The organism is Agrobacterium sp. 22-214-1, assembly GCF_053522465.1.
This window is the reverse complement of record NZ_JBNWCK010000002.1, coordinates 262,619-274,385: the sequence shown is the minus strand read 5'-3', so window position 1 is coordinate 274,385 and position 11,767 is coordinate 262,619. Positions and strand designations below refer to the sequence as shown.

Below are 11,767 nucleotides of genomic sequence, written 5' to 3'. Positions count from 1 at the left end.
CTGTCCTGTGGACAGTCGAAATCCGCCCACAAAAGATAGAAACCGCGGATGAAAAGACCAGCAAATCATGCGGCATCGCGCCCGCCCGCTATACCGGGTTTTGTTTTGGCAATGCCGCTTTACCCTTCAAAGACGATCAATATCCCCGGCATCTTTCTCGCGACATTCGTTTTCGCCATTGGTTTCTTCATTCAATGCAATGTGGCGACCAGCAATATTGGCCTGCGTTTCCTCAATATTACCGACATGCTGGTGCTGATGACGCTGCCCGTCATCGCGCTGCTTTACATTCGCTGCCTGACGCCGTCGATTATCCTGTTTTATCTTCTTCCGCTGACGGTGCTGTTTGTTCTCACGACGCTCTTTGCCGACGCGCGCGGCGATGGCGAGTTTTATACGACGGCGATGACATATTTTTATGCGGTCTATTTTCTGTTCTTTGCCTATATGCTGTTCAAGGAAAACCTGCTCGAACTGTTCTGCTGGGGCGTATTTGCGGGCTTCATAGCGGTGACGATCCTGCTTTTCCTGGACATCGTCATCCATGACCAGCTCGCCTCCCTCGGATTGTCCTTCATGTTCGATGAGGCGGGCGTGCTGGAGCTTGCGGCAAAAGGTGAGATAACGCCGCTGCTTTTGCGCGTCGAAAAGGCAGGCGGCATCTGGCCCGTGGGCAACACGGCTGGACCGGTCTTCGCGCTGGCCGGAGCAGCGGCGGCCTATGTCGCCGAACGCCACAAGCGCCCCGCGCTGTTTGCCGTGTTTCTGCTCGTATATCTTGCCAGCTTTACCCTTACGCTTAACCGCTCGGGGGTATTTGCCGTCCTTGCCATCGGACTCTATTTCTACGTCCGGAATTTTTCGGTCAGAATGCTGCTCAGCACCTATTTCGGTTTTGCCTTGTGCGCCCTCGTCATCGCCGCCGTTTTGCCGCTCGGCGCTTTCGACTTTGCAGAGCAGGTCTTTTCGAAACGTTTTCTCGAGGACAGCAATAGTAGCAACAACTTGCATGAGCGGTGGGAGACGATCACCGGCGGCTTTCAGGTCATGTTCCAGCATCCTTTGGGCATAGGATTTACCGCGCGATATGAGGAACTTGCGCGGATATCGAGGATCGGCACACCACATAATGGTTTTATGGCCACCGCCTATGCTTCCGGGTTGGGATTTTGCATCATGAGCGCCTTCGCGCTTTTCTATGTAATTTTCCGGAAACGGAAAATCGGCTTTTTCGCCTATTCGGCAATCGGCGTCATTATCGGCTATCAATTTGAAGAGCTGAATTTCAACCCCGTCTTCATGGCCCATGTGGGACTTGCGCTTGCCTATGCCGCCATTGATCTGGACTTCAGACTTTTCCTGAAAAACACGATGATGCGGATGCTGGGAACGGCAGACAATGCCCGCAACCGGGAAGAAGGAAGCCTCATCGGAAACAGGCCGGGTCTAAGTCCGCCTGTGTTCTGACCGAACGTTTCAGGCGACGTCGACGATCTCGATCTCCCTCCCGCCCAAACTGACGAGATCGCCGGCCGCTTTTCCCATCAGCACCCTTGCAACCGGGGAGACATAGGACATCGTTCCCGCAGCGGGATCGGCCTCATCTTCGCCGACGATCCGGAACCGTTGCGTTCGCCCGTCATCGCGGCTGAACGTCACCAGGCTGCCGAAGGCGACGACGCCATCCGCTGGCGGATCAGGCATCAATTGCGCGGTACGAACCCGCTCGGAAAAATATCGCAGATCGCGTAGCGGGCTGGCGGAAATGCGGCGTCTTTCATTGATGTCTTCAATGGCATTGGCCGCCTCACAGGCTTCGCGCGCCAGACGCAACTGCTCTTCAAGCGCCTTCAGCCCGGACTGCGTTACCAGATTGGGATGAGGCGAGATTACCCGATCCGGCAGAACGGTTTCGGCTGCGGTTTCCGCACTGTCTTCCTTGGTAAACGCTACGCTCAATCCTGACACTCCATTCCCGATATGCCCCGCGACATATCTGCGATCCGCCCCAATTCTGCCATCGCCCGCAGGGGCACCGCAAGACCGCGCTGCGCGGGTTCAAAAACGGACATGTAACAGGCGGAAGCGGGTCATGACAACGCGGCCGTTCAACAGCTGAATGCAACCGCAACGGAACATACCCCTCATATTTCGGCCTAACAGGAGGCTTTTTGCCCTGTTAGGGTGTGCAGCAGGAGGAGTGAGACACCAACGCTAACGGACAGGAGACGGTTCATGGCCCGGACAGTAGTGAATGCGCTTGGAGACACACTCTATTACAGCGGCAGTTCCACGGGATTTTTCTCCGCCACTGGTTCCGGCCCGCTGCTCACCGGCACCGCAGGCAATGACTCCATGTGGGGCGACAGTTCCGTCAATGTGACCATGGCGGGCGGCACGGGCGACGATATTTATTATCTCTATTCCAGCATCAATCGCGCCGCCGAAAATGCCGGAGAAGGCATCGACACCATCGATACCTGGATGAGTTACACCCTGCCCGACAATTTCGAGAATCTGCGGGTAACGGGTGACGGGCGTTATGCCTTCGGCAATTCGCTCGACAATATCATCACCGGCGGATCGGGCAGCCAGACGATCGATGGCGGGGCCGGCAACGACGTGCTGATCGGCGGCGGCGGGGCCGACACCTTTGTTTTCACGAGCGGCAACGGCACCGATCTCATCACGGATTTCAGCGCCAATGACACGATCCGGCTCAATGGCTACGGAATCACATCTTTCGATCAGCTTGTCGGCAGCGCCACGCAGCAAGGCAGCGACCTGTGGCTCAATTTTTCGAATGGCGAGGCCATCGTTCTTGCTGGAACAACCATAGACGACCTTCAGGCCGACCAGTTCGAACTCAGCCTCGACCGATCGTCCCTCACCCAGACCTTTGCCGATGAATTCGATACGCTGTCGCTGCGCAGCGGCGATCAGGGCACCTGGGACGCCAAATATTGGTGGGCGCCGGAAAAGGGAAGCTCGCTGACGACGAATGGCGAGGCGCAATGGTATATCAACCCGGCCTATACCGGCACATCGGAGGTCAACCCTTTCAGCGTCGAGAACGGCGTCCTGACCATTACCGCCGAGGAGACCCCGCAGTCGATTGCCGACGAGGTCGAAGGTTATGATTATACTTCGGGGATGCTGAACACCTATTCCTCCTTCAGCCAGACCTATGGTTATTTCGAAATCCGCGCCGATATGCCGACCGACCGGGGCGCTTGGCCTGCCTTCTGGCTCCTGCCCGAAGACGGCTCCTGGCCGCCTGAACTCGATGTCATCGAAATGCGCGGTCAGAACCCCAATACGCTCATCATGTCCGCCCATTCCAACGCCACCGGTGAACAGACATCGGTCATCAACAATGTCAGCGTGCCGAGCACCGAAGGGTTTCACACTTACGGCCTGTTGTGGGATGCCGAGCACATAACCTGGTATTTCGACGATGTCGCCGTGGCGCAGACGGATACGCCTGATGATATGCATGACCCCATGTATATGGTCGTAAACCTTGCCGTCGGCGGTACGGCGGGAACGCCATCGGACGCTGATTTCAGCGACGGCTCGCAGATGATGATAGATTACATCAGGGCCTATTCGCTCTCCGACTGGGCCGCATGAATTAAAACACCGGCAGTCGCATCGGGACTGCCGGTGTTTCAAACATCAGCCTGTCGGCTTACCCCTCGTTCAGGCCCATCACTCGGCCGCGAGTTGGGTGCGGGCGCTATTTAGCGAGATCAGATGCCGCGCCGTTTCGAGGCTTGCCGGCTGCTCGGCGCGATAACGGCGGCCGATTTCCATCATCAGCACGGTATCGGGCAGGAAGGAAAGTTCCGAGAAGATATCCTGCCAGTCGATATCGCCCCAGCCGAGCGGCATGTGCAGATCGCCGATGCCGAGCGCCGTGTTTTCCTGCGGGAAATACGGCTGATAGAAGCCCTGCGGGCGGCCGAAGGAATCGTGCACATGCAGATGGCCGGCAACCGGCGCCATGGCGCGAAGCTCATCGCGGAAATCGAGGCCACGATAGGTGGATTCGAGATAGGCATGGCTGAAGTCGATCAGCGCAACGAGATTGTCGTGACCGACAGCCTTCACGGTCGCTGCCACTTCGGCCGGCGTCTGGCGATATTGGCCGGGTTCGGTGGAGAAGATATTCTCGAGGGCGATGCGCACGCCATAGGGCCGGCAGAACTCCGCCAGTTCGAAAAGCGCTTCCCGCTCGCGGCTGTCGGCATCGGCCCGTTCGGCGATCTGGTCGGCACGCAGCGCGCCGCTATGCTGGACGAGAATGCCCGCACCGATACGCTCGCATAGAACGGCAAGCGCCTTGGCCGCATCGATCTGGTAACGGCATGTCACCGGATCCATGAAATTCGAAGAGACGAGACCGTGCACCGTGTAGCGGAAGTCGAACTGCTTTGCGAGCGACACGAAACGGTCGGCGCGCTCCTCGATGATCCGGCCGCCGGCGATCATGTCGAGGCTTGTTGCGGCGATTTCCACGGTATCGCAGCCAATTTCGGCAAGCGCGCGCAGATCGTTTTCGAGGGTGGCCAGTTCGCCATCATCCGAGCCGGCGTTGAAGCCGGTACCTATAAGATTGCTCACTTCGTCATCTCCAGGGCTAGAAAGGTCATGGGAGTTCGGGCGCCGCACATGCGACGCCACTTCAAACAGGTCCGGGCGGTCGATATTGACGTCGTCTATCCCGGGCGATGCGATGTCGTAAGAAAGTCCGAGGTCGCCTCCGTGTCGGTAAAAAGCGACCGGGACATGGTGATCCGTTTCCGTTGAAACCGATCACTCAATTAAGTTTCTTCATTTACAGCTTTATGACATTTCCGCAGGCAAACAGCAGGGAGAGCGAGCCTTCGCGGCTGGACAGGCGGCAGCATGAAGAAGTGCGCGGGAGGCTGTCGGAATGTCAGGTTGCGGACGCTCGGGTCCGCTCAAACGGCGAAATGGCCGCAAATTGCGGCGAAGGGCCTGCGCGCTAGCGGGTTGAAACCGGATGTCTTCCGGCGGGAGGTGCTAGCCGAGATTGTGCACCATGAAATAGATCAGCCAGCAATGCGCGATGGCCAATATCGCCCAGGCCCATTTTGCGGCCCTGATATCAGCATCGACAACCCTGTTTCTAATCTCGGTCCTGCCCGACGCCTCTTTTCCGGCTCGATCATCGCCGACGGCGGATGTGGGCAATGTCTGGGAAACGGGCTCGCTGACAACGTAGAGCCTGTCGCTGCGCAGAAGCGGGCGCGGCTCGTCCTCAACGCTCTCCGCATCGGAAAGCGTATCGTCGCCGGAAACGCAATTCACCGCCACAAGCTGCGATGACATCCCCCTGTTACGCACTTTACCTCTATTGGGCATCATAATGTTCCACACAATAAAAATAAAAATATTCCCGGGTGACTTCCGATAAAGCCGTGCTTTGCCGGACATGCCGCAATACGCGCATCCATGCCTTCCGCCCGTTGTCCCAAAGGGCGCCCCCGCGATCAGGCCACCGGAACTCCCGGCAGACCACGCTTGCCCGCATAGGGTTTTGCCTCCCGCTGGATCAGGAAGACGGATTTTTCCACCGGCAGCGGCTCGATCGTGCGGTAACGCTGAAACCGCCTGGAATATTCGAATCGGATGAGCCTGTCGTCGAACTTCCCCGCCAGAACGCGATAGCCGTTGACGAATTCATTCAGGATTTCCAGTTCTTCTCCCCAAACCCACCCGCCGTAGGACGTCCCTTCATTCGAACGCAGCACGATCTCGAAAAAGTGCCCGCCCGCTACCAGCGGCATGCGAAAGAGAATATCGAGATTATCCTCGTCCTCGTCGTCGCCCTTTTCCGCCGACAGCCTGGCATGCGCGACCTTCGCATGGACCAGCGCCGAGACCGGATAGAACGGACGGCCCTTGAACCACATGAATTCACTGACCGCATATCCGACATCGTCGGCACGCTGGTAAGGCTCGATACGCGGCTCGAAGGCCATGTAGCTTCCGTTAAACGCTATCACTGTCGAAAATTCCCGATGCCTGCCCGTCGCATGTCCGCTGTTTTCCACCCGTCATTCATGCTTCTGTCTGCGACAATAGGCAGGCCGCGTCACACCAGCGTCAAATGGAACGCTATGATGACTTTCAATTTCCCGGACACGTTGTTAGATGATGGTTCATGAGGGGACGAAAGTGGCTGGGAACGCTGAACTGATACCGATCCGGCTTTTTGGCACCCCGCGCTGTGATGCGGTGCGGGAGGCATTTTTTCCGTCCAAGGGCTTCGCCCTTACCGCCGCCCTCATCCTTGCGCCGAACCAGTCCCTTTCCCGCCAGCATGCCGCATCGCTTTTGTGGGAAAATGTCGAGCAGAAAAGGGCTCTCGGCAATTTGCGGCAGCTCATTCTCCGCCTGCAGAAACTGCCCAATGAGGACGATGCCATCCTTCTGACCGAAGGAAACGACCTGAAGGCCGGCAAGCTGGCGCAGCGCACCGACCTTGCCATCTTTCTTGCCGGCGCAAGGGCCGAAGACCCGATGCGGCGGCTCAATGCGCTGCTCGAATTCGGCGGCGAGTTGCTGGAGGGGCTGGAGGCCGGGCAGGACCATCTTTATCTCTGGCTGCTTTCGGAGCGCCGCCGTCTCAGGGACCTGTTCTTTTCGAGCTACACCCAGCTTCTGGAGGAATTGACGCGGTTCGGTCGCGCCAGCTCGAACGACATCGCCAGACTTGCCGAATGCGCCTGCAAGATCGAACCGGAGCGCGAAGAAACCTACCGCGCCGCCATGGCGGCCTATGCGCGGATCGGAAATATCAGCGCCTGCGAGGGCATGTACCAGCTTCTGATGGAGCAGCTTCGTCAGGAGGGTCGTTCGCCGGAAGCGGAAACCGTGGCGCTGAGGCGCAGAATACAAAGTCTGGCCGCCACGATAACGGCCCCCGCCGAGCCGGAAGAAGGCAGTCGCCGAAAATCAATGGCAAAACCGCGTGTCGCATTCGTCCGCCCGGCGCGGGTCGACGGGCAGCCGGTCTCGCCGGTCATGCACGCCTTCGTCGAGGATGTCGCCAACAGCCTTGTCCGATACCGAACCTTTACCGTCCTTTCGCCGCACAGCACCTTTGCGCTGGCGCATGACCGGGCCGATGACGGCTACGCCATGCTGCGGGCGGATTACCGCATCATTTCGACCGTGTTCGACGAAGCCCGCATGTCGGTTGCGCTGATCGAGGATGCAAGCGGTGAAATCGTCTGGTCACTGGAAGCGGTCCTGACTGAGCGGCATATCCACGCCGCCTTCCGGCTGCTCTCCAAACAGGTGGCGGCGGCGCTTGCCCGCGAAATCGAGCGGCTTCAGGTGGAGCCCGACCGCAACCATAGCGGCGAGGCCTACCGGCAATTGCTGGAAGGCCAGCAGCTTCTGCGCGGCAAGTGCGATCTGCCGCTTCTCAGAAGAGCCCGTTCGATGTTCCGCAAGGCCGTCGATCTCGACCACAGCATGGCGGTTGCCCGCGCCCGCGTGGCACAGAGCCTGCAGCTGGAATGGCTGATGCTGGGCGGCAACGACCCCCATCTCCTGCACCGCGCCAAGGCGGAGGCCGATTCGTCCGTCGAGATCGACCCCGCCCTCGGTGTGGGCCACTGGATGTGCGCGGTGGTGGCGCTCTACCAGCGGGATTTCGATATCTCCGCCGAAAAATTCTTCGAGGCGGAGGCGCTGGCGCCCAATTCGGCCGACCTCCTGCTCCAGCATGCCGATGCGCTCGCTCATTTCGGCGATGTGGAAATCGCCTGGGAAAAGTTTCAGCAGGCCATCGACCTCAATCCGCTGGCGCCCGACATCTACTGGTGGGCCGGCGCCAGCATCGCGTTTAAGCGCGAGGATTACGGCACGGCGGTGGAACTGTGCGGGCGGATGGAAAATGACGAGCCTGCGCTGCGCGTCCTCACCGCAAGCCACGCGCTGCATGGCGATCTGGCCTCCGCCCGGGAATCCGGCAACAGGCTTCAGGAAAACTATCCGGGTATGACGGCGAGGGAGATCAGCAGCCTGTCTCCAGACCGGGACCCGATAGCGAATGAAAAATTCTATCACGCACTTCGATTAGCTGGGATCAAATAGGAGATACTATGTCCTCGCATTTCTTCATTGTCGGAAAAAAGGGTTTCGGCGTTCTCTTCATTCGCACGGCGCCGCTCAGGGTTGCGTCCGTGTCGCATGAGACGATTGCCGCCTATGAAGCCAGCCATCCCGGCGTGGATGGCTATGCCCGCGTGGCAGCCGCCGCAAAGTCCATGCTCGTTCGCCAGAACGGCCAGCCGGAAGCGGAACTGGACCAGGTTCAGATTCAGGGCATCGAAGCCCTCGTCTCCGGCGGCGCGGTGGTTTCCGAAGCCGATTTCGCCTTCATCGGCGAAGTGAACGACGCCGGCTGGGATTTCAACCGCATGGTACAGGCGCCGATCGAAGCGGCCCTGAAGGCTGTCGGCCCGGCCGGCTCCGTCACCGGCGAGCTGTTCGACGCCATCCTTGCCGACGACAGCAACACGGCGCCCTGATCGCGGTCTCGCAGCCTTGACCGGCGCCGATGCTCCCATACCAGCGACAGCGGCTTCAAGGCATGTCGACGCTTCGTTCTTCGATCCCGGACTGCTTCGGCGGTTCGGGATTACCCGTGTCGGCGACGTGACCGGCCTCGATATTATCGGCATTCCCGTCTGGTTCGCGGCCCGGCCCAATTCGCGCGGGCTGTCGGTCTCGCAGGGCAAGGGGCTTGTCGCGGAACAGGCCCGGCTATCGGCGATCATGGAGGCGATCGAAGGCGCGGTTGCCGAAGAAACCCGCAAACATATCGCCGCCGTCAGCTCCGTTCAGGAGATGCGGGACAAGGAAACTCCTCTCATTCCCTTCGAAACCGTTGGCAGGGTCGATTGCGACGCGCTCGATCCGCGAAAAGAACGCGCCTGGGTGAAGGGCACATCCATTCGCCGGCAGGGGCAGGTTTTTGCACCTTACGAACTTGTCGGCATGGATTTCCGGGTGGATTTCCCATGGGACCGGCAGGCCTTCCGCATGAGTTCCCAAGGGCTCGCGGCGGGGTTCGACCATGACCATGCGGTTCTCCATGCCCTGCTCGAACTCATTGAAAACGATGCCTGCTTTCTCGTCGACACTTTCGAGACGCGCGCCATCGCACCGCGACCGGTCCTCATTCCGGCGGGCGTCGATCCTTCCTTCGACGGTCTTGTTCAGCATCTGTCGGATATCGGCCTGCCGCCGTCCTTCTTCGACCTGACGAATGGGCTTGGCGTACCGGTGGTGATGGCGAGCCTGCCCCGGTCGCTGCAGGCGCAGGACGGGCCTGCCACCCGCAGCGCCGCGGGGGCTGCCTGCCGGCCTGATATTCATGGCGCTGCGATTGCAGCCTTGCTGGAGGCGATCCAGTCGCGATTGACCGATATCAGCGGCGCGAGGGACGATCTTTCCCCTCTCCGCTACCAGCGGGATATGGATGCGGCCGGGTCTTCGGCCCCCGGCGTGCAGCCGATGGAAAGGGTGCCGGCCAATCTCGATTTTATACATGACGCCGCGTCTTTGCCGCCATGGCATCAGCTTGCGACGCATCTGTTCGCCGGCGGCATCGAGGATATCTATGTCTTTCCGCTGGAAACGGAGGTATCCGGCCTGCACGTCGTGCGGGTTCTGGCAAGCGGCCTTGCCCCGGCCGGCGGCGGCCTGCAACATATCTCGCAGCGCACCCTCGATCACGTGCTGACCGTCGGGGGCCTCGGATGAAGCCGGTGGTTTTTGCAGGCCCGTCCATCCACGGCATCGCGGGCGAATATACTTCCGGTCTCGATCTTCGCGGTCCGGCCGCCTGCGGCGATATTTTCGATGCAGTCCGGCAAGGCGTCGGGACAATCGGACTGATCGACGGGCTCTATGGCGATTGCGCCGCCGTCTGGCACAAGGAAATCCTGTTTGCACTGTCGAGCGGCGTCACCGTTTTCGGCGCCGCCAGCATGGGGGCGCTCAGGGCGGCGGAATGCGCCCCCTTCGGCATGATCGGCATCGGCGAGATTTTCGAGGCCTATCGGGATGGGCGGCGTTTTTCCGATGCCGATGTGGCGGTGAGCCACGCACCCGGCGCGCTCGATTACCGCCCGCTGACAGTCGCGCTGGTCGATGCCGAGGCGACGCTTGCCGCCTGCCGCGATACGGTCGCTCCAGAGGAATATGACGCGCTCACCCTCGCAGCCAACAATCTGCATTTTACCCGCAGGACATGGCGCGCCATTGCCGCGGAAGCGGGCCTCGGCTCCCAGACGGCAAATCTGCTCGCGGCGAATGCCGTTTCCGTCAAAAGAAACGATGCGGCCAAGCTTCTGGCAACGCTCACGGGCGAAACGTTGCCATCCCCACCGCCACCATCATGGAAACTCCAGAATACGATGTTTTTCCAGCAATTGGCGGCAAGGCGGGCGGCAGGAGACAAAAGGTCTTGAGCACCATCCGGCCCCTGCCTCTGATGCCCGATTGCGGCGGGCTGATCCGCACGATTGCGCTGACGCTTCCCGCCTCTTTTTTTGCAGAAAACAGGGCGGCTGACACTGTTTCACCGCTCATTCCAATCGGAAATCTGCTCTCGGCCCTGCCTGCGGATATCACCGCCACTATCCTGATCGATCGAGCCAGTCTCGGGTCAGCACGAGACTGGCTCGGCAGTCTGCCAGCCTCCTGCAGCACCGAGTTGATACCCCTTGCCGGAAACGACAGCGTTTCGCATCCATGGATACAGGACATGTTCCATGTGCGTGCGGCTGATGCTGCGACAGAATTCGTCCTGGTGGCGGAGAAGGCCATCGGTGTCAGCCTGGCCGAATATCTGGGAGCGACAACCACGCATTCGGATGTCGCCTTGGCAGGGGGCAACCAGCTTGTCGGCCCGGATTTTCGGCTGGTCGGCCATTCCAGCCTGCAGGATGACAGGGGGATCGGAAGGAATGCGGCCATCCCTTCGCAGCGGTGGCGAAAAATTCAGGCTCTCGACGGCAGAAACATCTTCAGTTTCGGATATCGGCCGGAAGATCTCGGCAAAATCCCGGTCTCTTCCGATTTTTCCACGACGGAGACCTGCGAGGCTGAAATGGCCGGCAAAAAAATGCACCAATGCGGCTTCCACGTTGACCAGTTCGTTTCCGTCACCGGTCTGAGAAGCAGCGGCCGGCCGCTATTGCTCGTTGCCGACCCTGTCGCGCATGGCGGATGCAATGCCCGCGCCGCAACCGAGCTGAAAAGAAAACTGGACGCCTCGGCGCTTTGGCTCGCGCGGCAGGGCTTTGCGATAGAACGAAATCCCATCCCGCTTTCGCCGGCCATCGACACCAACAAATGCCTGCCCAGACTTTACAACAATGTCCTTCTTGAAAATGTCATACGTTCCGGTCAGAAACGGCCATTCGTCTGGATTCCGCATTTCGGCGATACCGAGTCGCTTGAGGAATTCGATGCAATGAACCGAGAAATTTGGGACAGAATCGGCTTTCAGACCATCGGCGTGGCCGGATGGAGCCATCTTTCCAGCCGCAACGGTGCGTTGCGTTGTGCAACAAAAATAATAAATCGCGGTCCAGACACGCGATTATGAACGAAAAATCGTGCAATTTCGTCAATAAAGCGTCATAATACCCGTGGAAATTGTGTTGAATGTATACCTTCAACAATATTAATTGATAATCATCGGATTTAAGAA

The 11,767-nt window shown here is 59.4% G+C and carries 11 protein-coding genes; 7 read left to right on the top strand and 4 right to left on the bottom strand.

Annotated elements, in window-relative coordinates; all coding sequences use genetic code 11:
- Positions 1-48 precede the first annotated feature (48 nt).
- The gene (locus ACQZ5G_RS11055) at positions 49-1,467 is read left to right on the top strand and encodes an O-antigen ligase family protein (protein WP_448737694.1); all 1,419 of its coding nucleotides are present in this window, start codon (positions 49-51) and stop codon (positions 1,465-1,467) included.
- Positions 1,468-1,476: 9 nt separating this feature from the next.
- Here the strand turns inward: ACQZ5G_RS11055 and greA are convergent, their stop codons facing one another.
- Positions 1,477-1,959 carry a transcription elongation factor GreA gene (gene greA / locus ACQZ5G_RS11050; RefSeq protein ID WP_137004952.1) on the bottom strand — a complete coding sequence of 161 codons (483 nt, stop codon included), beginning with the start codon at positions 1,957-1,959 and terminating at the stop codon, positions 1,477-1,479.
- A gap of 276 nt (positions 1,960-2,235) precedes the next feature.
- Between greA and eglC the strand changes: the two genes are divergently transcribed.
- Complete coding sequence (eglC, locus tag ACQZ5G_RS11045; protein WP_448737695.1) at positions 2,236-3,633, top strand: endo-1,3-1,4-beta-glycanase EglC; 1,398 nt, start codon at positions 2,236-2,238, stop codon at positions 3,631-3,633.
- 78 nt (positions 3,634-3,711) lie between these two features.
- Here the strand turns inward: eglC and ACQZ5G_RS11040 are convergent, their stop codons facing one another.
- From ACQZ5G_RS11040 to ACQZ5G_RS11030, 3 genes are all read right to left on the bottom strand, one after another.
- Positions 3,712-4,626, bottom strand: a complete 915-nt coding sequence (locus ACQZ5G_RS11040; protein WP_448735482.1) for a TIM barrel protein — start codon at positions 4,624-4,626, stop codon at positions 3,712-3,714.
- A 423-nt stretch (positions 4,627-5,049) separates the two neighbouring features.
- Positions 5,050-5,358, bottom strand: coding sequence for a hypothetical protein (locus ACQZ5G_RS11035; protein WP_448735481.1), 309 nt, complete (start codon positions 5,356-5,358; stop codon positions 5,050-5,052).
- 161 nt (positions 5,359-5,519) lie between these two features.
- Entirely contained in the window at positions 5,520-6,011 is a 492-nt protein-coding gene (locus tag ACQZ5G_RS11030; protein ID WP_035261386.1) for a hypothetical protein, read from the bottom strand.
- A 172-nt stretch (positions 6,012-6,183) separates the two neighbouring features.
- Here ACQZ5G_RS11030 and ACQZ5G_RS11025 point away from each other — a divergent pair, with 172 nt between their 5' ends.
- The 5 genes from ACQZ5G_RS11025 to ACQZ5G_RS11005 are packed head-to-tail and all read left to right on the top strand — an operon-like array spanning position 6,184 to position 11,662.
- Positions 6,184-8,136 carry a BTAD domain-containing putative transcriptional regulator gene (locus ACQZ5G_RS11025; RefSeq protein ID WP_448737696.1) on the top strand — a complete coding sequence of 651 codons (1,953 nt, stop codon included), beginning with the start codon at positions 6,184-6,186 and terminating at the stop codon, positions 8,134-8,136.
- An 8-nt stretch (positions 8,137-8,144) separates the two neighbouring features.
- Entirely contained in the window at positions 8,145-8,573 is a 429-nt protein-coding gene (locus tag ACQZ5G_RS11020; RefSeq protein WP_003520863.1) for a hypothetical protein, read from the top strand.
- A gap of 37 nt (positions 8,574-8,610) precedes the next feature.
- Positions 8,611-9,810: a YcaO-like family protein gene (locus ACQZ5G_RS11015; protein ID WP_448737893.1), complete on the top strand. Its 1,200-nt coding sequence runs from the start codon at positions 8,611-8,613 to the stop codon at positions 9,808-9,810.
- Positions 9,807-10,520, top strand: a complete 714-nt coding sequence (locus ACQZ5G_RS11010; protein ID WP_448737697.1) for a TfuA-like protein — start codon at positions 9,807-9,809, stop codon at positions 10,518-10,520. Before ACQZ5G_RS11015 ends, ACQZ5G_RS11010 begins: the two co-directional genes overlap by 4 nt.
- Positions 10,517-11,662 (top strand): hypothetical protein, encoded by a 1,146-nt coding sequence (locus ACQZ5G_RS11005; protein WP_448737698.1) that lies wholly within the window; start codon positions 10,517-10,519, stop codon positions 11,660-11,662. Before ACQZ5G_RS11010 ends, ACQZ5G_RS11005 begins: the two co-directional genes overlap by 4 nt.
- The last annotated feature ends 105 nt before the right edge of the window (positions 11,663-11,767 follow it).

What these genes read in the sequence shown, in the direction of transcription:
- ACQZ5G_RS11025 (WP_448737696.1), top strand. Translation starts at nt 6,184, where the DNA reads ATGATGGTTCATGAGGGGACGAAAGTGGCTGGGAACGCTGAACTGATA.
- ACQZ5G_RS11035 (WP_448735481.1), bottom strand. Translation starts at nt 5,358, where the DNA reads ATGTCATCGCAGCTTGTGGCGGTGAATTGCGTTTCCGGCGACGATACG.
- ACQZ5G_RS11055 (WP_448737694.1), top strand. Translation starts at nt 49, where the DNA reads ATGAAAAGACCAGCAAATCATGCGGCATCGCGCCCGCCCGCTATACCG.
- ACQZ5G_RS11010 (WP_448737697.1), top strand. Translation starts at nt 9,807, where the DNA reads ATGAAGCCGGTGGTTTTTGCAGGCCCGTCCATCCACGGCATCGCGGGC.
- ACQZ5G_RS11020 (WP_003520863.1), top strand. Translation starts at nt 8,145, where the DNA reads ATGTCCTCGCATTTCTTCATTGTCGGAAAAAAGGGTTTCGGCGTTCTC.
- ACQZ5G_RS11030 (WP_035261386.1), bottom strand. Translation starts at nt 6,011, where the DNA reads ATGGCCTTCGAGCCGCGTATCGAGCCTTACCAGCGTGCCGACGATGTC.
- eglC (WP_448737695.1), top strand. Translation starts at nt 2,236, where the DNA reads ATGGCCCGGACAGTAGTGAATGCGCTTGGAGACACACTCTATTACAGC.